General features: G+C 62.7%; 23 protein-coding genes. 13 read left to right on the top strand and 10 right to left on the bottom strand.

The window, feature by feature from the left end; all coding sequences use genetic code 11:
* Window positions 1-43: 43 nt before the first annotated feature.
* From ABWI03_RS16410 to ABWI03_RS16400, 3 genes are all read left to right on the top strand, one after another.
* On the top strand, window positions 44-1,204 hold the full coding sequence (locus ABWI03_RS16410) for a serine hydrolase domain-containing protein (RefSeq protein ID WP_298780188.1): 1,161 nt from the start codon (window positions 44-46) through the stop codon (window positions 1,202-1,204).
* A gap of 305 nt (window positions 1,205-1,509) precedes the next feature.
* Window positions 1,510-2,196, top strand: coding sequence for a TetR/AcrR family transcriptional regulator C-terminal domain-containing protein (locus tag ABWI03_RS16405; RefSeq protein WP_298780191.1), 687 nt, complete (start codon window positions 1,510-1,512; stop codon window positions 2,194-2,196).
* 9 nt (window positions 2,197-2,205) lie between these two features.
* Window positions 2,206-3,333, top strand: a complete 1,128-nt coding sequence (locus tag ABWI03_RS16400) for an FAD-dependent oxidoreductase (protein ID WP_298780194.1) — start codon at window positions 2,206-2,208, stop codon at window positions 3,331-3,333.
* Between the two features lie 20 nt (window positions 3,334-3,353).
* On the opposite strand, the gene ABWI03_RS16395 is transcribed toward ABWI03_RS16400, so the two are convergent.
* A complete protein-coding gene (locus ABWI03_RS16395; protein WP_134771729.1) occupies window positions 3,354-3,950 on the bottom strand; it encodes a class I SAM-dependent methyltransferase in 597 nt (198 codons plus the stop codon).
* A 5-nt stretch (window positions 3,951-3,955) separates the two neighbouring features.
* Window positions 3,956-4,699, bottom strand: coding sequence for a GntR family transcriptional regulator (locus tag ABWI03_RS16390; RefSeq protein ID WP_298780206.1), 744 nt, complete (start codon window positions 4,697-4,699; stop codon window positions 3,956-3,958).
* A gap of 96 nt (window positions 4,700-4,795) precedes the next feature.
* On the opposite strand from ABWI03_RS16390, the gene ABWI03_RS16385 reads away from it, so the two are divergent.
* Genes ABWI03_RS16385 through ABWI03_RS16360 form a run of 6 tightly spaced genes read left to right on the top strand, consistent with a single transcriptional unit; the run spans window position 4,796 to window position 10,538 of the window.
* A complete protein-coding gene (locus tag ABWI03_RS16385) occupies window positions 4,796-5,923 on the top strand; it encodes a TIGR03364 family FAD-dependent oxidoreductase (RefSeq protein WP_298780211.1) in 1,128 nt (375 codons plus the stop codon).
* 25 nt (window positions 5,924-5,948) lie between these two features.
* Window positions 5,949-6,626 carry a phosphonatase-like hydrolase gene (locus tag ABWI03_RS16380; protein ID WP_298780214.1) on the top strand — a complete coding sequence of 226 codons (678 nt, stop codon included), beginning with the start codon at window positions 5,949-5,951 and terminating at the stop codon, window positions 6,624-6,626.
* Window positions 6,627-6,651: 25 nt separating this feature from the next.
* Window positions 6,652-7,701, top strand: coding sequence for a 2-aminoethylphosphonate ABC transporter substrate-binding protein (locus ABWI03_RS16375; RefSeq protein ID WP_298780217.1), 1,050 nt, complete (start codon window positions 6,652-6,654; stop codon window positions 7,699-7,701).
* A gap of 2 nt (window positions 7,702-7,703) precedes the next feature.
* Window positions 7,704-8,879, top strand: coding sequence for an ABC transporter ATP-binding protein (locus ABWI03_RS16370; RefSeq protein WP_298780220.1), 1,176 nt, complete (start codon window positions 7,704-7,706; stop codon window positions 8,877-8,879).
* Window positions 8,876-9,778: a 2-aminoethylphosphonate ABC transporter permease subunit gene (locus ABWI03_RS16365; RefSeq protein WP_298780223.1), complete on the top strand. Its 903-nt coding sequence runs from the start codon at window positions 8,876-8,878 to the stop codon at window positions 9,776-9,778. The genes ABWI03_RS16370 and ABWI03_RS16365 overlap by 4 nt, the downstream gene beginning before the upstream one ends.
* Entirely contained in the window at window positions 9,753-10,538 is a 786-nt protein-coding gene (locus tag ABWI03_RS16360; RefSeq protein WP_298780226.1) for an ABC transporter permease, read from the top strand. The genes ABWI03_RS16365 and ABWI03_RS16360 overlap by 26 nt, the downstream gene beginning before the upstream one ends.
* Before the next feature lie 57 nt (window positions 10,539-10,595).
* Here the strand turns inward: ABWI03_RS16360 and ABWI03_RS16355 are convergent, their stop codons facing one another.
* Entirely contained in the window at window positions 10,596-12,218 is a 1,623-nt protein-coding gene (locus ABWI03_RS16355; RefSeq protein ID WP_298780229.1) for an AMP-binding protein, read from the bottom strand.
* Window positions 12,219-12,396: 178 nt separating this feature from the next.
* Between ABWI03_RS16355 and ABWI03_RS16350 the strand changes: the two genes are divergently transcribed.
* The gene (locus tag ABWI03_RS16350) at window positions 12,397-13,206 is read left to right on the top strand and encodes a LuxR C-terminal-related transcriptional regulator (RefSeq protein ID WP_298780551.1); all 810 of its coding nucleotides are present in this window, start codon (window positions 12,397-12,399) and stop codon (window positions 13,204-13,206) included.
* A 4-nt stretch (window positions 13,207-13,210) separates the two neighbouring features.
* Here ABWI03_RS16350 and ABWI03_RS16345 read toward each other — a convergent pair whose 3' ends face one another.
* The 5 genes from ABWI03_RS16345 to dxr all read right to left on the bottom strand — a co-directional run bounded on the left by ABWI03_RS16345 (window position 13,211) and on the right by dxr (window position 19,664).
* Window positions 13,211-15,025: a penicillin-binding transpeptidase domain-containing protein gene (locus ABWI03_RS16345; protein ID WP_200315286.1), complete on the bottom strand. Its 1,815-nt coding sequence runs from the start codon at window positions 15,023-15,025 to the stop codon at window positions 13,211-13,213.
* 69 nt (window positions 15,026-15,094) lie between these two features.
* Window positions 15,095-15,931, bottom strand: coding sequence for a GNAT family N-acetyltransferase (locus ABWI03_RS16340; protein ID WP_095970716.1), 837 nt, complete (start codon window positions 15,929-15,931; stop codon window positions 15,095-15,097).
* Window positions 15,932-16,042: 111 nt separating this feature from the next.
* Window positions 16,043-17,200 (bottom strand): flavodoxin-dependent (E)-4-hydroxy-3-methylbut-2-enyl-diphosphate synthase, encoded by a 1,158-nt coding sequence (gene ispG / locus ABWI03_RS16335; protein WP_095970762.1) that lies wholly within the window; start codon window positions 17,198-17,200, stop codon window positions 16,043-16,045.
* A gap of 87 nt (window positions 17,201-17,287) precedes the next feature.
* Window positions 17,288-18,499: a M50 family metallopeptidase gene (locus tag ABWI03_RS16330; protein ID WP_200315288.1), complete on the bottom strand. Its 1,212-nt coding sequence runs from the start codon at window positions 18,497-18,499 to the stop codon at window positions 17,288-17,290.
* Window positions 18,500-18,506: 7 nt separating this feature from the next.
* Complete coding sequence (dxr, locus tag ABWI03_RS16325; protein ID WP_124566295.1) at window positions 18,507-19,664, bottom strand: 1-deoxy-D-xylulose-5-phosphate reductoisomerase; 1,158 nt, start codon at window positions 19,662-19,664, stop codon at window positions 18,507-18,509.
* A gap of 120 nt (window positions 19,665-19,784) precedes the next feature.
* Between dxr and ABWI03_RS16320 the strand changes: the two genes are divergently transcribed.
* Entirely contained in the window at window positions 19,785-20,054 is a 270-nt protein-coding gene (locus ABWI03_RS16320; protein ID WP_003942762.1) for a DUF2631 domain-containing protein, read from the top strand.
* 78 nt (window positions 20,055-20,132) lie between these two features.
* Here ABWI03_RS16320 and rlmN read toward each other — a convergent pair whose 3' ends face one another.
* Entirely contained in the window at window positions 20,133-21,242 is a 1,110-nt protein-coding gene (gene rlmN, locus ABWI03_RS16315) for a dual-specificity RNA methyltransferase RlmN (protein ID WP_298780235.1), read from the bottom strand.
* 102 nt (window positions 21,243-21,344) lie between these two features.
* Between rlmN and ABWI03_RS16310 the strand changes: the two genes are divergently transcribed.
* Both ABWI03_RS16310 and ABWI03_RS16305 read left to right on the top strand, forming a co-directional pair.
* A complete protein-coding gene (locus ABWI03_RS16310) occupies window positions 21,345-21,755 on the top strand; it encodes a LapA family protein (protein WP_172436569.1) in 411 nt (136 codons plus the stop codon).
* 95 nt (window positions 21,756-21,850) lie between these two features.
* Window positions 21,851-22,693: an HpcH/HpaI aldolase/citrate lyase family protein gene (locus ABWI03_RS16305; protein ID WP_235172005.1), complete on the top strand. Its 843-nt coding sequence runs from the start codon at window positions 21,851-21,853 to the stop codon at window positions 22,691-22,693.
* An 80-nt stretch (window positions 22,694-22,773) separates the two neighbouring features.
* On the opposite strand, the gene ABWI03_RS16300 is transcribed toward ABWI03_RS16305, so the two are convergent.
* A complete protein-coding gene (locus tag ABWI03_RS16300; RefSeq protein ID WP_298780240.1) occupies window positions 22,774-23,502 on the bottom strand; it encodes a class I SAM-dependent methyltransferase in 729 nt (242 codons plus the stop codon).
* Between the last annotated feature and the right edge of the window lie 5 nt (window positions 23,503-23,507).

Raw genomic sequence — 23,507 nt, 5'->3', positions numbered from 1 at the left:
GGGGTCGATGTGTGAGCGCCCTCGGACAGGCAGAGTTCGACTCATGAAAACCGGAGCAAGACGCATCATGCTTGTCGGCCTGTGCAGCGCCATGGTTGCCGGAGCTGTAATCAGCTGCAGCACGGAAAAATCCGCAGACAATCCCACATCCACCTCTGACAAGGTCATGGACTCTGCCATCACCGGCCAGCTCGACTCGATCATCGACGCGGCGGTGAATTCGACCGGGATTCCCGGTGCGATGGTGGGCATTTGGGGACCCGACGGCAACTATGTGAAGGTTGCGGGCGTCGCCGATACTGCAACGAAAGCACCGATGGAAACCGACTTCTACCACCGAATCGGTAGCGTCACCAAGACATTTACCGTGACCGCCCTGCTGCAATTGGTCGACGAGGGAAAGATCGGTCTCGATGATCCGATTTCCCACTACGTCGACGGCGTCATGGAAGGTGATGCGATCAGCTTGCGTCACCTGGCAGGGATGCGCAGCGGCCTCGTGGACTACACGACATCTGAACAGTTTGTGATGGAATATCTTTCGGATCCTCGCCGAGCTTACACACCAGAGGAACTCGTCGGATACGTCAAGGACCTCCCACTCCAACTTCGACCAGGGACCACCGTCGACTACTCGAACACCAACACTGTTCTGCTGGGAATGGTGATCGAAAAGGTCTCCGGCTCAAGACTGTCGGACGTCATCGACACCAAGATCGCGACACCACTCGGGATGGAGCACACCAGCTTTCCCATGACCAACGCGTTCCCGACACCACACGCGCAGGGGTACACCAACCAAACGCTCGACGAATCCGTGACCGCGGCGACGGATTGGAATCCGTCGTGGGGCGGCGCCGCGGGTGCAATGATCTCGTCGTTGGACGACATGCGCATCTGGGTTCCGGCGCTGGCCAAGGGCGATCTCCTCACCGACGACACTCAGAAGCAGCGCCTGCAAACCGTGAACTTGAGCGAAGGGGACGACAGCTCCGGCTACGGACTCGGATTGTTCAACAGCGGTGGCTGGATCGGTCACAACGGAAGCCTGCCCGGCTACAAGACAGTCTCGGTCTACTTGCCCGAGAAGGACACCACCCTGGTCGTCTTCATCAACACCGACATCGACGGCGAGACTGATCTGACCAGCGCGTTGATGGTGCCGATCACCAAGTTGATCAGCCCCGACAACGTCTACGGCTGATCACCTCAGGTCCGATCCACAATTCGGACGAAAGTGATATATCGGGCTCGATCTGTCGATAAGCTCGACCGTCGACAGATCGAAACCCGAAAGAGGCGCTCATGGGATCCTTGAACGACTGGCTACTCAACAGCGACAGCCCGCTCGCGGGGATCGTCGGCGGCATCCTACTGACGATCGCGATGCTTTCCGGCGGCACGGGCATGTAGCCCGCCACGCTCGATACAGCTCTGTATAGCGCTGGATGTTCAGTGCGTGACCCAACGAACATGTTCGTTACGAACATGTTCGTGTACGGTGGAGTCATGCCCACTCAGCCAACAGGTCCGTCGAGCCGTCGCAATCGTCCGGCCAAACCCGCTCTGACACGCGAGGGCATCGTCGGTACCGCGGTGCAAATCTTGCGGTCGGAGGGGTTGCAGAAGTTGACGATGCGTCGACTCGCCCTCGAACTCGACACCGGCCCGGCGTCGCTGTACGTGTACGTGCGCAATACTGTCGAGCTGCATGCCGCGGTTCTCGACGAACTACTCGGAGCCGTGGATCTCGCCGAAAATTCTTCCGGCACTTGGCAAACCCGCCTCGAACAGGTCTTGACGTCCTACACGGCCATACTGTTCGATCATCCCGGTCTCGCCCAGTCGGCACTCGTTTCCCGGCCCAGCGGAGTTCACTACGTACGCCTGCTCGAGCGCCTGCTGGCATTACTCGACGAAGGCGAAGTCCCTTCGGGTCAAGCAGCGTGGGGCGTGGACTTGCTGCTGCAGTATGCGACGTCCACAGCTGCCGAACACTCGGCGCCGAACAATTCCGCCGACTCGGATGCCCAATGGAGCGCGTTGACCGACGCAATCCGGAACGCAAACCCGCAGACGCACCCCCTCGTCTCAGGCCATGCAACAGCACTACTCGCCGGTGAACCCACCGCACGTCTGTCCTGGGGATTTCGCACGCTCATCACGGGCATCGAGAACACCCCACTCACTTCTTAGGAATCCACCATGAATCACTATCCCATCGCAATCATCGGTGCCGGCCTCGGCGGCCTCACCCTCGCCCGAGTCCTCCATCTCCACGGAATCGATTCGGCGGTATTCGATCTCGAATCCGGACCAACAGCGCGGACCCAAGGCGGCATGCTCGACATCCACGATGACTCGGGCCAGATCGCGCTTCGTGCCGCCGGCCTGTACGACGAGTTCCGCGCCCTCGTTCATCAAGGCGGTGAAGAGACACGCGTCCTCGATCGAAATGCCGTCGTGCACCTGAGCGAGCAGGACACCGGAGACGGTGACCGCCCGGAAATCGACCGAGGTCAGCTGCGTGACCTACTGCTCAGCTCACTTCCACAAGAAACAATCCACTGGGGAGCCAAGGCCCGCAGTGCACATCCGTTGCCGGACGGTCGACACGAGGTCCACCTCGCCGATGGCACCCACTTCACCTCCGATCTCCTGGTCGGCGCCGACGGCGCGTGGTCGAAAATTCGCCCTCTGGCTTCGAACGCCACTCCTGCCTATACCGGGATATCTTTCGTTGAGTTCGACCTTCACGACGCCGACAACCAACACGCGAATGCCGCCGAAACAATCGGTGGCGGAATGATGTTCGCGCTCAGCGCCGACAAAGGCTTCCTTGCCCACCGTGAGACCGACAACAGTCTGCACGTCTATGCCGCCCTGCGAGTTCCCGAGAACTGGGCGGCGAGTGTCGACTTCTCCGACGATCACATCGCGAAGAAGATTCTGCTGGAACACTTCTCGGACTGGGACGAGTCGCTGCGTTCACTGATCGTCGAAGCGGACAGCACGCTGACTCCTCGCCCCATCCATGCCCTTCCCATCGGGCACAGTTGGAGCCGTACTCCAGGCGTCACATTGCTCGGGGACGCAGCGCACGTCATGTCGCCGTTTGCCGGAGAAGGCGCAAACCTGGCAATGCTCGACGGCGCCGAACTCGGCGAGGCGATCGCGTCACATAGCGGCACGGAGGAAGGACTTGCTGCCTACGAGGAACGACTCTTCCCACGCAGCGCCGCATCGGCACAACAGTCGGCTGACGGTCTGGACATGTGCTTCGGCGAGAACGCACCCCAGGGGCTCCTGGACATGTTCAACTCACACGCGTGACCGGAACCGCTGCCTGATTGTCAGTTCGCCCTTGCAATGACATGCAACCAATCGGCAGTGGGACCGACCACGCTGTCGATTGACAAAGTTTCCCACCCGCATGTGCCGAGCACCTGACGAAGTTGGCCCTCCTGCCAAAATGTGAAGTGGCGCGGCAAACCCAGTTTCGCTTTGCTCCAACTGGTTCCGTCGCCCTTCTTGACCGTGAATGCGAATATTCCCTCTGTCCCGACTACACCTCGCGACTTTCTCGCGACGAATTCGAACTCGTCGCGTCGCAAATGAAGCAGAACCGCATTTGCCACCACGGCATCGTACGTTCCATTGAACTGCCCAGTTCGAATGTCGAGGACTTCAGCTGTAAAGCCCTCTGCCCTCATCATTTCCACGAAGGCGAGTGCGCCGTCAGTACGCGTCACCGAGACTCCGAAAGATTCGAGGTACTCGGCATCACGGCCGGGGCCACTGCCGAGTTCCAGAATCGTCCCTCCGTCCACCAGCTTGGCGATCCGGGCGAGGTACCAGGCCATCGCCTCCCCCATGACATACGGTCTCGCCGCATACAGATTCGCACCGGCTTCGTAACTCGCGAGCGTGATGTCGCCTGCATCGCCCACCGCAATCACTCCCGCAACGTCGTCAAGAAGGCAATGCGGTCGCCGCGGTAAAGCGAGCGAACCCGCTCGATCGGCACACCATCCGGGTCGACAGACGTGCGGTGCAGTAGAAGCATCGGCATCGAGGTGGTGGACTCGACGAGGGTTGCCTCCCGCGGTGAGGCAAGTACCGTCTCGATCCGTTCGGTTGCGGAGGCGAAGATCACGCCGATCGAGCGAATGGCCGCGTAGAGCGATGTCGTCGCGTCGAAAGCGTCGAGCATCTCACCGAACCTGCTGTCCGGCAGGAAGGTTGACTCGAGTCCGATCTTCTCACCGTCGGCGAAGAGGACACGCTCGAGATGAACGACGCTGTCGCCCAACTCGATACCCAACTCCGTGGCGAGACCGTCGTCGGCTGACATTCGTTCGAACGTCACAACCTTACGACTGGGCACTCGCCCAGCACTCAGCGCGCCTTCGGTATACGAACGAATCGAGAGAGGCTGAACCAACTTCGGACTCGCGACGACAGTGCCCCGCCCCCGCCGCTCGATCCGTCCTTCGACAAGCAGATCACGAAGCGCTTGACGGACCGTCTCGCGAGCGACAGTGAACCGTGCCGCCAATTCCCGCTCGGACGGGACTGCGTCGCCCTCCTCGAGCCCACTGAGAATGGTCTCGATCTCGGTGCGCACCCGGTAGTACTTCAGCTCCGGTTCGATCACGACGCTCGAGGTCCCCGGCCCGGTGGACGTCTGCTGATTCATGGCGCAAGCGTACAAGAATTCGGTCTATACCAATTGTTAACCTGGAGTTCGTCTCTATTCCCCCTATTGGTCTAGACCAAACGTCACTATCTCTACATGCGAATTTTGATTGTGGGCGGAGGAATCCTCGGAACGGCGCACGCCGACGAGGCAATCCGCCGGGGACACGATGTCATCCATCTCGAACGCGAGCCCGAAGCCCGCGGTGCAACGGTACGGAACTTCGGATTGGTCTGGGTATCCGGGCGAGCTCCCAACGAACTGGAAGCCGCGCTGCGTTCGCGCGAGCTGTGGGCGAACCTAGCCGCCCGTGTCCCCGGCGTCGGATACCGCCCGGCCGGCTCCATCACCCTCATGCGCACCGAGGAGGAGGTCGCGGTCGCGCAGGAAGCATTCGCTCGGCCGGACGCCGACAACCGAGGGTTCGCACTTCTCGATCCCGACGCCGTTCGCGTCGTCAACCCCGCGCTCCGGGGCAAGTATCTCGGCGGACTGCACTGCACCCTGGACGCCGCTGTCGAGTCACGGCAAGCGCTCCCCGCCATCCGTTCTTACCTCGAATCCACCGGCCGTTACACCTTCCACGCCGGAACGGAAGCCCGCGAGATCACGACGAACACCTCCGGCGTACACATCCGTGACGATCACGGTCGCACCTTCGACGCCGATCTCGTGATCGTCTGCCCCGGAGCAACACTCGGCGGATTGGCCCGCGATCTCGCCGGCGATCTCCCGTTGCGACGTGTGCGCCTGCAGATGATGCAGACAGCCCCACTCGGCGAAAAGCTCACCACCGCAATCGCGGACGGTGACAGCTTCCGCTACTACCCCGGTTTCGCCGGATCTGCCCTCGATCACCTTCGCACGGTGCAGCCGCAGGAACCGACTGCCGAGGAGCACCGCATGCAGCTCCTGTGCGTGCAGCGCTTGCACGGCGGCCTGACCATCGGCGACACCCACGAATACGAGGAGCCCTTCGACTTCGACGTCGACGAGGCGCCCTATCGCCATCTGTCCGGAGTCGTGGAAACACTTCTGGGACGAGATCTTCCGCCCATCGTCAAGCGATGGGCGGGCGTCTACAGCCAGTGCCTCGACCCCTCACAACTTGTTCACCGCGCACAAGCCGCCGACAACGTCTGGGTGGTTGCCGGTCCCGGTGGCCGCGGCATGACGCTCGGCCCGGCACTGGCGGAACACACCGCCGACCAGCTCGGTCTCTGAATCCTTCCGACAAGAAAGACTTCTCATGTCTCCCATCACCCTTGCCGTTCTCGACATGGCCGGCACCACCGTCGCCGACGACGGACTGGTGCTTCGCGCGTTCGCCGCCGCTGCCGAAGCCGGCGGACTGCCGGCCCAAGGCACCGAAGCCGACGCCGCTCGCCGATACGTCCTCGACACGATGGGCCAGTCGAAGATCGTCGTGTTCCGGGCGATCTTCGGGGACGAATCCCGTGCCCAAGCCGCGAACGCCGCCTTCGAAACCACTTACGATTCCCTCATCGACCAGGGCCTGGCCGAGCCGATCCCCGGCGCGGAGAAGGCGATCACCACACTGCGCGAGGCCGGCATCAAAGTTGCCTTGACCACCGGGTTCAGCCGATCGACGCAGGACAAACTCCTCGTCGCGCTCGGCTGGGAATCCCTCGCCGATCTCACCCTCTCCCCCGCCGAGGCCGGTCGCGGTCGACCGTACCCGGACCTGGTTCTGACTGCCCTGCTCAAACTTTCGATCGACGACGTCCACCAGATCGCCGTACTCGGCGACACGTCCAACGACGTGCTCAGCGGCATTCGCTCCGGCGCATCGATCGTTGCCGGCACTCTGAGCGGCGCTCACGACGAACGGCAACTTCGCGAAGCCGGTGCCACCCACATCGTCCCGTCCGTGACGGAGTTCGCCGAACTCCTCACCCACTCCTGATCTCACCTCCGAAAAAGGAATCGTCATGCGTCTACGCCCGAGCATCGCTGCGGCCGCTCTCGCCGTGTCCGTCCTTTCGTTCACCACCGCCTGCGGTGGCACCGGCACTGCCGCCGGATCAGATACCGAGACCGTCACCGTCTACAGCGCCGACGGCCTGTCCGGTTGGTACAAGGGAAGATTCGACGCCTTCACCGCGCAGACCGGTATCGCCGTCAACCTGGTCGAAGCTGGATCCGGCGAGGTTGTCTCCCGCGTCGAGAAGGAGCAGTCCAACCCACAGGCAGACGTGATCATCACGCTGCCGCCGTTCATCCAGAAGGCCGACGCCCAAGGTCTGCTCGAGCCCAGCGGAATCGACACCTCCGCCGTTCCTGCCGACGAGAAGGACGACGCCGGCAAGTACGTACCCGTCGTCGAGAATTACCTCTCGTTCATCGCCAATCCGACTGCATCACCCGCTCCACAATCTTGGGACGACCTGCTCACCGATCAGTTCAAGGGCAAGTTGCAGTACTCCACGCCCGGGCAGGCCGGCGACGGTACCGCGGTGTTGTTGCTGCTCCAGCATCTGATGGGCAAGGAAGGCGCCCTCGACTACCTCGGAAAGCTCCAGGCCAACAACGTCGGACCCTCGTCCTCCACCGGAAAACTCCAGCCCAAGGTCAGCAACGGAGAACTCCTGGTCGCCAACGGTGACGTCCAGATGAACCTCGCGTCCATCGCCGACGACGGATCGAAGTTCGACATCTTCTTCCCCGCGGGAGCCGACGGCACTCGCACCACCATTGCACTGCCCTACGTGATGGGCCTCGCCAAGAGCGCACCGAGCAGCGAACAAGCCAAGAAGTTGATGGAGTTCCTGCTCTCCGAAGAATCCCAGAAGACCGTCGCCACCGATGCACTCGGCGTATCGGTCCGTGAGGACGTCCGAAGCAGTGCCGGTGAATCGACCGACACGAACACGCCTTCCGGAGTTCTGCAGGGCGTCGACGTCTGGACCCCGAACTGGAACGACGTCCTCAGCTCGCTCGACGCCGACATCGCCGCTTACCAGAAAGCCACCGGGAGCTGATCATGGCAAGAACCAGACTGGGGCGGACGCTCCCCGAGACCGTCGGTGTTCACGGAGCGATCGAACATTCTGCTCCGGCAATCACTTTCGATCGCGTGAACGTCGCCTACGGCCGTGGAAAGACCGCAACCCATGCCCTCGTCGATTTCAATCTGCGAGTGGCACCGGGTGAAACTGTGGCACTGCTGGGGCCCAGTGGATCCGGGAAGTCGACCGCGCTGAAGGCCCTCGCGGGATTTGTTCGCCCCACGTCCGGTTCCGTCAAGCTCGGCACCCGAGACATCACCAATCTGCCTCCCGCACAGCGCGGTATCGGCGTCGTCGTTCAGTCGTACGCCCTCTTCCCGCACATGCGAGTTTCCGAGAACGTAGCCTTCGGACTCCGAGCCCATCGCGTGCCGCGGTCGGAGATCGGCCCTCGCGTAGCCGAAGCCCTCGACATGGTCGGGATGTCGGCGTACGGAAAGCGCCTTCCCCGTGAACTTTCCGGCGGTCAACAGCAGCGAATCGCCATTGCCCGAGCATTGGCGATTCGCCCAGGAGTACTCCTCCTCGACGAACCGTTGGCCGCCCTGGATGCTCAACTTCGCGAGAGCATGCTCGGCGAACTGGCGAGACTGCGCGCAGCACTACCTGACACCGCCATGCTCTACGTGACGCACGATCAGAGTGAAGCCCTGGCGCTCGCAGACCGAATCGCAGTGATGCGCAACGCCAGACTCGCGGACATCGACACCGCTGAGGCCTTGTGGAAGCGTCCACCGTCCAGCTTCACCGCGGCCTTCCTCGGGGGTGCCAACCTGCTGCCCTGCACCGTCACACGCGTCATCGGCACCTCCGCACTGGTCTCGATCGGTGGCACGCCGTTCACTGCTCACGCCCCGCAGCCCGAGATCGGGCACATCGAATGGGAGTCCGACATGGACGCCTACCTGTGTGTTCGTCCACACGCGGTGGGCGTAACCGACGTCGGCGCGCGAGGATCATTCCCGGCACATATCGTCTCGAGCGTCTGGCGCGGTTCCACGACGCGTCTGACACTGGCTGTCCAGGGTCTCGACGACGTCCGCGTCGACGCAGATGTTCCAGGGCACGACGAGCGACCGGTCGACACAGAAGTGGGCGTCGTCTTGCCCACGGACGGCAGCGTTCTGGTTCCCGCGGATCGCCACCCATGACGACCACCTTGGAACGCCCCGAAACCGCTGTGCCCCAGCACAAATACCCGATCCCGTGGCGCCGGATCGGGTGGGCGCTACCGCCACTGCTTCTCGTCCTCGTGTTTGCCGTCTATCCCACCGCGCGTGTCCTCACGGAATCGCTGAGCACCGAGAGCGGCACCGGGTTGTCCACGTGGTCCTCCGTACTCGGTTCGGAACTGTTCCGAACCGCACTCTGGCGGACCATCCAAATCGCCGTGGCGTCGACGCTGGGCTGCCTGGTGCTGGGCACCTTCCTCGCCTTGGTGCTTGCCTTCGTTCCGTTTGCCGGATCCAAGGTGGTTGGCCGATTGATCGACACAGTGCTCGCCCTGCCGTCGTTCCTGATCACGCTGGCGTTCACCTTTCTCTACGGCACGGCCGGCGCCGTCAACGCGTTGATCATCCGCATCACCGGCGACGCGAGCGGTCCGTTCAATTTCCTCAACACGCCGTTCGGAGTCATCGCGGCCGAGATCACCTTCTTCACGCCGTTTGTCGTCCGACCGCTACTGGCCGCGTTCACCCAGATTCCGCGTGAACAGCTCGACGTTGCAGCCAGTCTCGGCGCGTCTCCTGTCCGAGTTCTGCGACAGGTGGTGATGCCGGAAGCGTGGCCCGCCCTGCTGGCCGGTGGTTCACTCGTCCTTCTGATGACGCTCAACGAATTCGGCATCGTGCTCTTCACCGGAGCAAAAGACGTCGTAACCCTTCCGGTCCTCATCTACACCCGTGGCATCGTCACCTTCGACTTGCCGGGAGCGGCAGTGATCGCGACGGTTCAAGTCGCACTCTCGCTCGGCTTGTACTGCCTCTACCGATTCACGTTCAACAGATTGATGGGAGGCAGCCGTGCTGCTGTGGACCCGAAGCTCTAGGGCTCTAGTACTCGGATTCTTCGCCCTCGTCGTCGCGGTTGTCTTCGTCGCGCCGATCGCCACCGTCGTCGCGGCTGCCTTGGCCGGATCGTGGACGGGGCCACTTCCGTCGAATCTCGGTGGAAAGAACTTCTCCACGGCGCTGTCCGACGAGAACTTCGCCAGCCTGACCGTCAGCTTGCAGACTGCGTTCATCTCGGGCGCGCTAGCTCTGATCGTCGGAACCTGGGCCGCGCTGGCTGCTCGTGAGGCGCCGATGTGGCTGCGGCGCATCACCGACGCCGTGTTCCACCTGCCGATTGCAGTTCCCTCGGTGGCGATCGGATTGGGGCTGCTGATCACCTTCAACGAGCGCCCGCTGCTGCTCGGCGGCACCAAGTGGATCGTGATTCTCGCTCACACGGTTTTGGTGCTTGCCTTCGCCTTCAGTTCCGTATCGGCCGCGCTCGAACGGCTCGATCCCGCCTACCGTCAAGCTGCCGAATCACTCGGCGCCGGGCCCGTGCGGGTCCTGACGGGGGTGACGCTACCGCTGCTGCTCCCAGCGTTGGGTGCGGCCGCCGGGCTTTCCATCGCACTGTCGATGGGCGAGCTGGGCGCTACCGTAATGGTCTATCCGGCGACCTGGAAGACTCTGCCGGTCAGCATCTTCGGACTCACCGACCGCGGCCAGGTATTTCTCGCGGCAGCAAATACGACACTGCTGCTTGCAGTCACCCTGGTCGCCCTCATGGTGGTCGGCAGAATCCGGCGGCGCTGACCTTGCTGTGCGCCTTTATTAACCGCCCGCGGTTAATAAAGGCGCACAGCAGGGGGTTTATCCCTTCCGCAAGATGTACCGCTGAACCTTGCCGCTCGGGGTCTTGGGCAGGTTCGGAACAAAATGCACGGTGCGCGGGTACGCGTGCGCGGCGAACTTCTTCTTCACCAGGGTTTGCAGTTCCTTCTCGAGTTCGTCGTCGCCGTCGACGCCTTCGCGGAGAACGACGAACGCCTCGAGGACCTCGCCGCGCAACTCGTCGGGCATACCCACGACGGCGGCCTCGATGACGTGTTCGTGCATGACCAGCACGCTCTCGACGTCGAAGGGGCCGATGCGGTAGCCCGCCATGATGATGACGTCGTCGTCGCGCGAGGAGAAGAAGAAGAATCCGTCCTCGTCCGTCATTCCGGCGTCACCGGTGATGTACCAGCGACCGTCTTCGCTGAATCGCTGCTTCGTCTTCTCGGGCGCATCGACATACCCGGTAAACCACATCAACGGGCTGTTGTGCGTATCGATCGCAACGCGTCCCTGAGTGCGAGCCGGCGCGATGTCATCCGAATTGTCTTCCAGCACAGCGGCAGACCAACCCGGCAACGGACGACCCATCGATCCCGGGCGTACGTCTTCGCGGAGACCGTCGGCCCAGGCGTTGACGATGAACATGCCGTGCTCGGTCTGGCCGTAGTGATCACGGACTTCGACGCCCAACGAGTTCTTGGACCACGCAACAACATCCGGGGTCAGGGGCTCACCGGCCGAGGACGCACGGCGCAGCGAGATGCCTTCCGGAACGGGCGCCTTGTCGGCGCGCAGACTGCGGTACACGGTCGGAGCGGCGGCAAAATTGGTGACACCGAACTTCTCGATGATCTGCCACGTCAGAGGCGCGGAGAAGCCGGCGTGCAGCAGAATGCTTCGCGTGCCGGCGGCAAGCGGGCCGAGCAACGCGTAGTACAGCCCGTACGCCCAGCCCGGGTCTGCGGCGTTCCAGAACACGTCGTCGTCGCGGACGTCGAGGCCGAACTCCTGGTAGGCGTGGAACGACGCGAGCGCGCGCACCGGAACGGGAACGCCCTTGGGTGTTCCCGTGGTGCCACTGGTGAACAACTGCACCATCGGTGCGTTGCCTCCGACTGCCTGAGCAGCGCCCTTCGGGTCTTCGGCATCCTGAGCTGCGACAAGTGCGTCGAAGTCCAACTCGTCACCGGCCGCACCGCCCGCGACGACGACCTGCCACGCTGCGTCGGCGGGAATGTCCTCACCCGGCGCGAGCTTCTCGAGCTGATTGGCGTCGGAAATGACCACCTTCGCGCCGCTGGCCGTCAAACGGAAGGCGATGGCCGGCGAGGCGAACGCCGTGAACAACGGCACGTGGACCGCGCCGCGGCGCCAGATTCCGAGGAGCGCGACCACGAGGTCCGCAGACTTGCCCATCAACGTCGCGACGTTGTCACCCGGCTCGACTCCGAGGTCGGCCAGAGCTGCCGCGAAACGCGCGGACTGCTCACGTAGATGACCGTAAGTGAGGTCCACCGAGCTAAGGTCTGCCTCGACGATGGTGAATGCAACGCCATCCGCGGGATGCCGATCGCAGAGCAATTCTGCGGCGCTGGCATGCGGGGTGTCGTACTGGTCCAGCAGCTCGCGCACCCGTGCGGTGGGATCGGTGCTCATCAACTTGCTCCTTATCGATCGTCGTATGGTTGGCCCGACCGGTTACGTTGGCGGCTCGTCATACGTACTGTTCACCCCCTATGATCTAGCTCACAAGAGAACTTCACTACCCCCAGAAAGGGGTACCTGCGTGAACCGACATGCTTCGTCACTTCTGCGTCCCCGCGACGGGGACGCTATGCGAGGTGAACTCCGAACAATTGCAGCTCAGGGCGTTGTTCCCGTGCTGTTCGGAGGCGAGGTCCAGGACGGAACCCTGCACCTGAGCGAATTCGTCGGCACCCGCACCAACAACCTCAAGGGCTTGGCCATCCCGCCGCGCTCGGGCATGGGCGGACGCGTCGTCGCCCAGGGTTCACCGATCACCGTCAACGATTACGGCAATTCGCAGTCCATCACTCATCACTTCGACCGGCCTGTTCTCAGCGAGGGCCTGCATTCGATCATCGCCGTTCCGGTCATGGTGTCCGGCAAATCGCGCGCTGTCCTCTACGCCGCGATCCGTGATTCCGCTCCGTTGGGTGACCGCACAGCAGACGTCATGGTCAGCGCATCCCGGCGCCTCGGGATGGAGTTCGCCATCCGCGACGAAGTCGACCGTCGCCTGCAACTACTGCAGGCCGCCGCCGCGACCACCGCCGACGGTATGTCTTCGGAAGAGATCCGCGGAGTCCACGCCGAACTACGCAGTGTCGCCCAGACCGTCACAGACACCGACTTACAGACCAAACTCCGCGGACTCTCCCAGCGGTTGGCCAACCTGCTGCGGCCTACCGTCGACGCCGAATCCGACGTCACGCTCACCCCACGTGAAGTGGATGTTCTCTCGCAAGTCGCACTCGGCTGCACCAACATCGAAGCCGGCCAAAGGCTTTCCCTCCGCCCGGAAACCGTGAAGAGCTACCTGCGTAGCGCGATGGGCAAGCTGGACGCGAGCTCACGCCACGAAGCTGTGGTGACCGCCCGCAGGTTGGGACTGCTCCCCTGACGAGTCAGTAGCCTTCCGGCAAGGCGGTGAGCATGTCGCGGGTGACTGCGACGGCGTTGTCCGAACTTCCGCCCCGCACAACCAGAGTCGCGAAGGCAAGGTTGCCTCGATAGCCGACGAACCACGCATGCGATCCCCCTTCGACCTCGGCTTCACCGGTCTTGCCGTACACCTCACCCTGATCTTCGACGCGTTCGGCAGTACCGCTGGTGACCACGAGTCGCATCATTCCGCGCAGACCGTCGACCATGGCCGGCGTGATCGCCGGGCGCTCGCCGTCGATGGTGGTTTCGCGCCCCGAAATCAGTTGCGGCACCGGAGTCGACCCGTTCGCGACCGTCGCGGCTGCCATCGCCATTCCGAACGGACTGACCACGACCTTGCCTTGACCGAACCCGTCTTCCGTCCGCTGGACCAGATCCGACGCCGGCGGCACCGAACCCGAATCGATCGGCAATCCCACCACGTTGTAGTCCTGGCCGATACCGAACTGCGCTGCGGCAGTGGTCAACGTGTCCGGTTGCATCTCGCTGGCCAGCTTGGCGAAGGACGTATTGCACGAACGCGCGAAGGCCGTTGCCATCGGCACTGTGCCGAGCGAGAACTCGTTGTAGTTGGGGACGCTGCGCTCACCGATCTCGATCCGGCCCGGGCACGGCACCATCGTGTCGGGGGTTGCCTGACCGGTCGAAATCGCCGCACCCGCCGTGATGATCTTGAACGTCGAACCCGGTGGGTACTGACCCATCGTCGCGACCGGTCCGTCACGGTCCGCCGCCTTGTTCTGTGCAACGGCCAGAATGGCCCCACTCGACGGTTCGATGACCACCATCATCGCCTGGTCCTTGTTCACGTTCACCGCGCGCTGCGCAGCGATCTGGATGTTACGGTCCAGACTGATACTGAACGACGGAACAGGTTGCGGCGCAGTCTCGGTCAGCACGTCGGTGTCGACGCCGTTCTGGTTGACCGTGACGACACTCCAGCCGGCTTTACCGTCAACCTCGTCGATGATCGTCTTCTTGATCTGCCCGAGTAGGTCAGGCGCGAACTCCGGGTCCGTCGAGACGAGATCCGATTCGTCCGAGACAGATACTCCCGAGATGGCTCCCAGTTGTGCCGAAACCTGGTCGTAGTCGTCACTGCGCAGCCGGGTCACCAGATAGTCGCCCTTGACGGCCGTCGAGGATTCGGCGATCGACTGACCCGTCAGCGACGAATCGAACCGACCGAGAACACTTGCGAGACTGTTTGCGGAACCGATGATGTCGTTGCTCTTGGAGCGATCGAACTTCACTCGGTAGACGATTCCCGGCACCAGAACATCGGTCCCCGAATGCTCGTTGACCCGCGCTCGCGGCGCTGCGGTTGCCCGCAACGACATCGTCTGCTTGTCACCGAGACGCGGATGAACGTCCGTCGAACTCCACCGGACGGACCAGTCGCCGTCCTTGCGTCCCATCTGAAGCTCGCCGTCGTACGTCCAGACGCGGTCTTTCGGAAGGTGCCACTCGTAGGTGTAGCCGACCGTCGCGGTATCACCGTTCATCTTCACCGAGGTGGTCTCGGCAGTCATCGACTCCGCCTGGAGCGCATCCCAGGTGTCACTCAATACAGGACCCGCGGAATCAGGCCGGTCCGTCAGTTTCGCTGCCTCGTCGATGTCCCTGTCACCGAACGCACTCAGGAACTGCTGCGCGACGGGCTCGGGACCGGCGGGTTTCGGAGTACACGAACTGATCCCCACCGCCATGAAAATCACGGTGCAGGAGGCCAACAGTTGGGCCGAGCGACTACGAGAGAAATGCCGAGTGTTCATCGAGCCCCATAGTAGGGCGACAAATGCTCCACCCAGCGTAGGCGCGACCATTGCCTGCAACTTGGACGCTCAGTCGAGCAGCACCGTCGAAAAGGTCGCGACCTGCCGGAACCCCACGCGCGAATAGGTCGACCGCGCAATCGTATTGAAGCTGTTGACGTACAGGCTCGCAATGCGACCGGTCGCCATGATCGACTCCGCTACAGCCGCTGTACCGGTCACGCCGAAGCCTTGTCCCCGAAACTCGGGATTGACCCACACACCCTGAATCTGGCCACAGCGCGCAGACATCGAACCGACCTCGGCCTTGAACACGACCTGACCGTCATCGATATGCGCCCACGCTCGCCCGGCGGCGATCAGACTTGCGACACGATGTCGGTACCCGCGCCCACCGTCGTTGGCACGTGGATCGACGCCGACCTCTTCGATGAACATTGCGATCGCGGCAGGAAGATAGATCTCGAGTTCGTCCGAACGAACCTGCCGGACCAGCGGATCGGACGGACACGCCAACGGCTCGGATACCGCGAGCAAAGGTTGTTCGGGGCGGACCTCCCGCGCAGTTCCCCAATCGAGCTCGAGCATCTCCCATAGCGGCAACGCCAACTCGGCGCGTCCGACTACCGACGAGCACATACGCGGAATCCGGCAGGCACGGTCAGCGAATGCCCGAATGTCATCCGGCTCGCCCCGAAGCGGAACCAAATTCGCCCCGGCAAAGCACAGGGAAGACAACGGCCCGCCTCGACTCCACAGCTCGCCGTGAATCATTCGCGGATCGACGCCGCATTCTTCGACACGCGCGGCAATCATGCAGGCCGCCACCGGATCGGCGTCGAGTACCGCCCGGACGTCCTCGAGATCTCGACTTCCGACCTGCTTGGCTCCGAGGAGTTTGAGCATCCGTCAACCCCCTCGACTCGACTGCGCGTCCACGAATATCACTACCCGATCATGATGCACTCAGATTGCCACGAACCTGACACCGACGGGGAAGATTCATCCGGCAATCACTCAACTCACGGTGACGACCGGTGCACCCTCCGAAGCGTCACCCTCCATGCTTTCGGCAATTTTCATCGCCTCTTCGATCAGCGTCTCGACGATCTGAGCCTCGGGCACCGTCTTGATGACCTTGCCCTTGACGAAGATCTGGCCCTTGCCGTTGCCGGACGCCACTCCGAGGTCCGCCTCACGCGCTTCACCCGGCCCGTTCACGACGCAGCCCATGACTGCCACGCGAAGCGGAATCTCCATACCCTCGAGGCCGGCAGAGACCTCGTCGGCCAGTGTGTAGACGTCGACCTGTGCACGGCCACACGAGGGGCACGACACGATCTCGAGCTTGCGCGGACGCAGGTTCAGCGACTGCAGAATCTGGTTGCCGACCTTGATTTCCTCGGCCGGCGGGGCAGAGAGCGATACGCGGATGGTGTCGCCGATACCCTCCGCGAGCAGCGCACCGAAGGCGACCGCGGACTTGATCGTGCCCTGAAACGCAGGGCCCGCCTCGGTGACGCCGAGGTGCAGCGGGTAATCGCACTTGGCAGCGAGTTGGCGGTAAGCCTCGACCATGATCACCGGATCGTTGTGCTTGACCGAGATTTTGATGTCACCGAAGCCATGCTCTTCGAACAGCCCGGCTTCCCACAGCGCGGACTCGACCAACGCTTCGGGCGTCGCCTTGCCGTACTTCTCCATCAACCGAGGATCGAGCGATCCCGCATTGACGCCGATGCGGATCGGAATGCCCGCGTCACCGGCAGCCTTGGCTACCTCTTTGACGCGGCCGTCGAATTCCTTGATGTTGCCCGGATTGACGCGCACCGCAGCGCATCCCGCCTCGATTGCCGCGAAAATGTAGCGCGGCTGGAAGTGGATATCCGCGATAACCGGGATCTGGCTCTTCTTGGCAATGATCGACAACGCGTCCGCGTCTTCCTGACGCGGGCAGGCGACACGGACGATGTCGCAACCGGACGCGGTCAGTTCGGCGATCTGCTGGAGCGTTGCGTTGACGTCATGCGTCTTCGTGGTGCACATGGACTGCACCGAGATGGGGAAATCGCTGCCCACACCTACCGTGCCGACCTGCAGCTGCCGTGTCTTGCGTCGAGGAGCAAGAATCGCTGCGGGTGCCGAGGGCATTCCCAGTCCGATAGGGATGGTCACGTCTGTGCCTTCTTTCATAGCTTCACTGCAAGTTTAGCCGGGCGATCGCCGCACTACCGCGCGGCAACCGTCGCCCTTCTCACACGGTCAGAAGATCTTGATCGGATTGACGATGTCAGCCGTGAGTGTCAGCAACATGAACGCGCCACCGATCACGATGAATACGTAAGTAATCGGAAGGAGTCTCGTGTAGTCGACCGGGCCGCCCGGAATCAGGCCGCGGCGTGCGCGGAACCAATCGCGGATCTTCTCGTAGAAGACGACCGCGATGTGCCCGCCGTCGAGCGGCAACAGCGGCAGGATGTTGAAAACACCGAGGAAGAAGTTGATCGACGCGAGCAATCCGACGAACATCGGCCACTCGGCTCGATCAGCGGCCTCGCCGCCGATCACGCTGGCACCGACCACGCTGATCGGTGTGTCCTGAGCCCGCTCGCCGCCGGTGACCGACTCCCACAGAGCCCCCACCTTCGACGGAATGTCAGCCAGCGCCTTCACCGAGTCGACCATGATCTGTCCGGTGTAGTCGAAGGCTGCCGGCACAGCCGTGAACGCGTTGTACTCGACCAACGCCGAGCCCGGACCACCGATTCCGACAGCGGATACTTCCTGCTTCACGGGAACGCCACTGGCCGAGTTCACATATCGCTGGACTCGTTCGGGGACGACCGTGATCGACAACGCCTCTCCGTCGCGATCAACCGACAACACGATCGGGCCATCCACACCTCGAATAGCAGCTGCCACCTCGGGGAAGGTGCTCGTCGACTTTCCATCGACTGCGGTGATCCGATCCCCCGATTTCAGGCCCGCATCTCCTGCGGGGCCTCCACCCGAGCACTCTGTCAGCTCGAAGTTGCCGTCCTGGCCCAGCTGATCGGGGGCTACACACGTGACCTCTTGGACCACTGGCTGAGCGGGCTCAGTTCGACCCCAACCGAGGAGCAATGCGTAGATCAGGAGGAACCCGAGAATGAAGTTCATCGCGATACCACCGGACATGACGACGACGCGCTTCCACGCCGCCTTCTTGTACATCGCGTGCGGCTCTTCTTCGGGCGTCATCTCGTCGAGGGCCGTCATGCCGGCGATGTCGCAGAATCCACCGAGCGGCAGCGCCTTGAGTCCGTACTCGGTCTCACCTCGACGGAACGAGAAGATCTTCGGTCCGAAGCCGATGTAGTAGCGGCGAACCTTCATTCCCAAAGCCTTGGCCGTCCACATGTGGCCGGCTTCGTGCAGGGCGATGGACACGCCGATGCCGAGGGCAAACAGCACTACGCCCAGTGCAAAAACCATGAAAGCTCTAGCCCTCCTGCTTCACGAGCTGACGCGCTCGTGTGCGTGCCCAGCCGTCTGCGGCCAGAACGTCGTCCACGGTAACCGGTTCCGCGGACCATTGACCTGCATCGTCGAGAACAGCGGCCACCGTGCGGACGATTGCCGGGAAGGAAATGACACCGTCGAGGAATGCCTGGGCTGCCACTTCGTTGGCCGCGTTGTAGATCGCGGTGAAGCAACCTCCGGATTTGCCCGCGCTTCGCGCCAGATCGACGGCGGGGAACACAGACGAATCGAGCGGCTCGAATTCCCAGGTGGAGGCGGTGGTGAAGTCGCATGCCGACGCCGCGCCTTCGATACGGTCCGGCCAGCCGAGAGCGAGCGCGATCGGCAGCTTCATGTCCGGCGGGCTTGCCTGTGCCAGCGTCGATCCGTCGAAGAAGGTCACCATGGAATGCACGATCGACTGAGGATGGACGGTGACGTCGATCCGGTCGTAGTCGATCCCGAACAGCAAGTTCGTCTCGATCAACTCGAGGCCCTTGTTGACCAGAGTTGCCGAGTTGAGAGTGTTCATGGGTCCCATCGACCAGGTGGGGTGCGCTTTTGCCTGTGCCGGGTTCACACTTTCGAGATCCTCGGCACTCCAGCCGCGGAATGGCCCACCCGAAGCGGTGAGGACCAAGCGAGCCACCTCGCCGGCCGATCCGCCACGCAGGCACTGAGCCAGCGCGGAATGCTCGGAGTCGACCGGCACGATCTGACCGGGCGCGGCAGCCTTGGTCACCAGCGCTCCGCCCGCCACAAGCGATTCCTTGTTCGCCAGCGCCAGACGCGCCCCCGAGTTCAAAGCAGCCAGCGTCGGCTCGAGTCCCAACGAACCGACGAGCGCATTGAGGACAACGTCGGCACCACTGTCCCGAACCAGTTCCGTCACGGCGCTCGGTCCCGAACGGGCGGTGACCGATTCCAGCGCCGATGCCGCCGCAGGATCGGCAACGGCGACGTCGGTGACGCCTGTTGCGCGAATCTGTTCGGCCAACAACTCGACATTGTTGCCACCCGCCGCGAGTCCCACTACTTCGAAACGATCGGGGTTGGCGGCGATGACCTCCAGCGCTTGGGTACCGATCGAACCGGTACTGCCGAGGAGGAGGACGCGGGTACGTGTGGTTTCCTGCACTCGCCCATTGTTCCTGATAACACCTGAGAACAACCTTATCGACGCCCAACTACGTACGACAGGCAGTCGTATGTCACCATATTGGGCAGTAGTGCAACCGAATGAGCAGGAGGATCGACCGTGGCCGATACCCAGTTGGACGTCAAGTCCAGCGCCCCCGTCGTGGTCTCGCACGTCGATGAGGCCGAGGTTCCCTCTGCCGCATGGGGGTGGAGTGGTGAAGGACTCAAGTTTTTCCGTTTCCTCGGATGGTTCTTCGCAATATTCCTGCTTCTGATGATGATCGGAAACCATCACGGCAAGGTCGAGGATCTGTGGCTCATCGGCACCGCCGGATTGATGATCTTCATTCTGGTCCGCGACATCGTCATTCGTCGCCGCCCGCGCTAGAGACCTGACATAGAGAAGGCCTCCACGAACGAAAGTTCGTGGAGGCCTTCTCTTTACGTGTTTCAGGCCTGGAGCGTTTCAGTTCTCCGTGGCCAACTGACCACAGGCTGCGGCGATTTCCTGACCGCGCGTATCGCGCACCGTGCACGAGACTCCCTGAGCGATGACCCGACGCACGAACTCACGCTCGACGTCCTTGGGGCTCGCGTCCCACTCGCTGCCCGGAGTCGGGTTGAGCGGAATCAAGTTGACGTGCACCAAACCGCCGAGCGCCTTCTTCAGCTTCTTGCCCAGCATGTCCGCGCGCCACGGCTGATCGTTGACGTTCTTGATCATCGCGTACTCGATGGAGACACGGCGACCGGTCTTGTCCGCGTAGTACCGGGCAGCCTGAAGTACCTCCGACACTGACCAGCGATTGTTGACCGGGACAAGGGTGTCGCGCAGTTCGTCGTCCGGCGTGTGCAGCGACACCGCCAACGTGACGCTCAGGCCTTCGTCAGCGAGCTTGCGGATCGCCGGGGCAAGCCCGACGGTCGAGACGGTCACGGACCGCTGAGACAGGCCCAGTCCGTCCGGTGCAGGTGACGTGATGCGTCGTACCGCTGCCACTACGCGCTTGTAGTTCGCCAAGGGCTCACCCATGCCCATGAACACGACGTTCGACAAGCGGCCAGGACCGCCGGCAACTTCACCGTCGCGCATGGCGGCCGCTGCCTCGCGTACCTGATCCACGATCTCGGCAGTCGAGAGGTTGCGGTCGAGGCCGCCCTGACCCGTCGCACAGAACGGGCAGGCCATTCCACAGCCTGCCTGACTCGAGATGCAGAGTGTCGCTCGATCGGGATACCGCATCAGGACGCTTTCGAGCAGCGTTCCGTCATGCGCCTTCCACAGGGTTTTGCGAGTGTCGCCCGAATCGCACGCGAGATGCTTGATCGGCGTCAACAGAGTCGGGAAGAGCGACTCCCCCACCTTCTCGCGCACCGATGCGGGGAGATCGGTCATCTTCTCCGGATCGGCTTCGAGCCGCGCGTAGTACTGACGCGCCAGCTGATCGGCCCGGAAAGCCGGTAGGCCGAGCTCTTTCACCGCTTCTTTGCGCTCGGCGGAATCGAGATCGGCGAGGTGCCGTGGAGGCATTCCGCGCTTGGGTGCAGTGAAAACGAGGGGAAGAGAGGCAGCCATAGTTACACCATTGTCCCATTGTTTTGGGGTGCTACCCCACTGCCACCCGATTGTGGCCGGATTACCCGTGCAACTTCGCGCAGGTTGCGTGATGATCATGTCATGTCAACCACACCAGAGGATCCGTCGAACTCCCCCGTGTACGGCCCCGCCGACGGTTTCGGTCCCGACCCGGAACTTCCGAAGGTGGGCGAGGACAAGGCCGTCGAAAAACACGATCCAGAACCGACGCCGGCGCCGGAACCTACGCCGACCGGAACGGCGGTCACCGACCGAACCAGAGCTGCGACAACCTGGGTTGGCCTGGTCATAGGCGCAATCGTGCTGATCTTGCTGCTGGTGTTCATCCTGCAGAATCTCGAGAGCGTCTCCGTCAAGATCCTGGCCTGGCAGATCGACTTTCCGCTCGGAATCACGATCCTGCTTTCCGCTATCGCAGGCGCGCTGATCATGGCATTGGCCGGCGGCGTTCGCATCATTCAGATCCGGCGCGCAGCGAAGCGGCAAATGTGACTGAAATCTAGTTACGCAATTGGGTCGATCGATGGGCCACCAGGCATCATTGATGTCGTGGAAATCACCGGAAAGGCCCTGATGTGACTACTCACATGGAGAGACCTGTGACCTCGCGAATTGCCCCGCAGCAGGCAAGATCCTGGCTCCTCGTCCCCGCGTCCAAACCGGACACCTTCGACGCCGCCCTCGCGAGTGCGGCCGACGCCGTCATTCTCGACCTCGAGGATGCCGTCACCGCACCCAACAAACCGGCCGCCCGCCGCGATGTCGCCGCATTTCTGGGCGAGCACAATCACGCCTGGGTTCGGATCAACGACGCCACGACACCGTTCTGGGAAGAGGATCTCGCCGCACTCGCGGGCCTCCCCGGACTCGAGGGTGTCATGCTCGCAAAGACCGAAAGCGGACAGCAGGCCGACGCCACTGCCGAGCGACTACCCGAGGGCACCAAGATTCTTGCCCTCGTCGAATCCGCTGTGGGACTCGAAGCTGCCCCCGAGATCGCACGCACCGACGGAATCTTCCGTCTGGCATTCGGCAGTGGCGATTTCCGGCGCGACACCGGGATGGACGACTCGCCCACCTCGATGTCGTACCCGCGTTCGCGGCTCACCATCGCCAGCCGCGCGGCACGCATCGCTCCGCCGATCGACGGCCCCACACTCGGACCCGATCTGGATCTGCTCGCCCGAGACTGTGCGATCACGTTGTCACTCGGGATGGCAGGCAAGCTCTGCATGACCACCGCACAGACCGCCCCCGTCAACGCGGGCCTGAGCCCGTCCGTTGCCGACGCCATCTGGGCTCAGAACGTCATCGACGATCTCGGCGAAGACGGCTCACGCGTACGCGATGGCAGTGACCTGCCCAAGCTCGCCAAGGCGAAGAAGATCCACAAGCTCGCCACCCTGTTCCACATCCCCACCGATCACTGATTTTTTTCGAACTGAATCGGTCCAGAAAACGTCAGGCGCTCAAGTCGGAGCGCCTGACGTTCGTCTTTTCAAGCCTTGCTTCACGCAAGTTCGAGTGAGCGTGGTTTGTATCGGACGTGGATCCGGTACCCCACCGAAAAGGCCAGACCCGTCACTTGTGCGAATGCACGCTCGGCGGTCTTCTCGGTGAATTCGATACCGAGTACTCGCCGCAAATCGTCTCGATTCTCGAACTCCCAACGGGCCTCGACACGGGTGAGCGAGAATCCCTGAGCGTCGAAGAAGGCTTCGACTGCCGCGGGATCGTATTTGGGCAGATCCGCCCTCATCCACTCTCCGTACGGACCGGCGCTCACATCGAGGTCCACGATGAGCAGGGCTCCCCCAGGCCTCAAGATGCGCATGGCCTCGCGAATTCCCGGACCGCAGCCTTTGCCGAAGAAATACGCCGTTCGGGCGTGGACGAGGTCGACTGAAGCATCGACCAGACCTGTGGACTCTGCCGAGCCATGGACTATGTCGATCGACGCCGAATCGCGGGTTCGTTCCCGCGCGGCCTTCACCAGCGGTGCGTGCGGCTCCACTCCGACGACACGACGCGCGGTACTAGCGAACTCCGGTAGATGAAACCCTGCCCCACAGCCGACGTCGACGACGTCACGTCCGGACCAGTCGATCCGGGCTCGCATCGCGGCCCAGATGGACCCGTCGACGTCCTGCGCGCGGTTCTCGACCTCGTAGACGTCCGGCCAATGCCAGATGTTCGGACTGGGGATCGGCTTGGACCGGCCGGAGAAGAAATCACGCACGAGAA

The organism is Rhodococcus baikonurensis (assembly GCF_040489275.1).
Classification (GTDB): domain Bacteria; phylum Actinomycetota; class Actinomycetes; order Mycobacteriales; family Mycobacteriaceae; genus Rhodococcus_F; species Rhodococcus_F baikonurensis.
This window is presented reverse-complemented; position numbering and strand designations above follow the sequence as displayed.

Excerpts from the sequence above, each read along its gene's own strand:
- ABWI03_RS16410 (WP_298780188.1), top strand. The coding sequence starts at position 44 with ATGAAAACCGGAGCAAGACGCATCATGCTTGTCGGCCTGTGCAGCGCC.
- ABWI03_RS16405 (WP_298780191.1), top strand. The coding sequence starts at position 1,510 with ATGCCCACTCAGCCAACAGGTCCGTCGAGCCGTCGCAATCGTCCGGCC.
- ABWI03_RS16400 (WP_298780194.1), top strand. The coding sequence starts at position 2,206 with ATGAATCACTATCCCATCGCAATCATCGGTGCCGGCCTCGGCGGCCTC.
- ABWI03_RS16390 (WP_298780206.1), bottom strand. The coding sequence starts at position 4,699 with ATGAATCAGCAGACGTCCACCGGGCCGGGGACCTCGAGCGTCGTGATC.
- ABWI03_RS16385 (WP_298780211.1), top strand. The coding sequence starts at position 4,796 with ATGCGAATTTTGATTGTGGGCGGAGGAATCCTCGGAACGGCGCACGCC.
- ABWI03_RS16380 (WP_298780214.1), top strand. The coding sequence starts at position 5,949 with ATGTCTCCCATCACCCTTGCCGTTCTCGACATGGCCGGCACCACCGTC.
- ABWI03_RS16375 (WP_298780217.1), top strand. The coding sequence starts at position 6,652 with ATGCGTCTACGCCCGAGCATCGCTGCGGCCGCTCTCGCCGTGTCCGTC.
- ABWI03_RS16370 (WP_298780220.1), top strand. The coding sequence starts at position 7,704 with ATGGCAAGAACCAGACTGGGGCGGACGCTCCCCGAGACCGTCGGTGTT.
- ABWI03_RS16365 (WP_298780223.1), top strand. The coding sequence starts at position 8,876 with ATGACGACCACCTTGGAACGCCCCGAAACCGCTGTGCCCCAGCACAAA.
- ABWI03_RS16355 (WP_298780229.1), bottom strand. The coding sequence starts at position 12,218 with ATGAGCACCGATCCCACCGCACGGGTGCGCGAGCTGCTGGACCAGTAC.
- ABWI03_RS16350 (WP_298780551.1), top strand. The coding sequence starts at position 12,397 with ATGCGAGGTGAACTCCGAACAATTGCAGCTCAGGGCGTTGTTCCCGTG.
- ABWI03_RS16345 (WP_200315286.1), bottom strand. The coding sequence starts at position 15,025 with ATGAACACTCGGCATTTCTCTCGTAGTCGCTCGGCCCAACTGTTGGCC.
- ABWI03_RS16340 (WP_095970716.1), bottom strand. The coding sequence starts at position 15,931 with ATGCTCAAACTCCTCGGAGCCAAGCAGGTCGGAAGTCGAGATCTCGAG.
- ABWI03_RS16330 (WP_200315288.1), bottom strand. The coding sequence starts at position 18,499 with ATGGTTTTTGCACTGGGCGTAGTGCTGTTTGCCCTCGGCATCGGCGTG.
- rlmN (WP_298780235.1), bottom strand. The coding sequence starts at position 21,242 with ATGGCTGCCTCTCTTCCCCTCGTTTTCACTGCACCCAAGCGCGGAATG.
- ABWI03_RS16310 (WP_172436569.1), top strand. The coding sequence starts at position 21,345 with ATGTCAACCACACCAGAGGATCCGTCGAACTCCCCCGTGTACGGCCCC.
- ABWI03_RS16305 (WP_235172005.1), top strand. The coding sequence starts at position 21,851 with ATGGAGAGACCTGTGACCTCGCGAATTGCCCCGCAGCAGGCAAGATCC.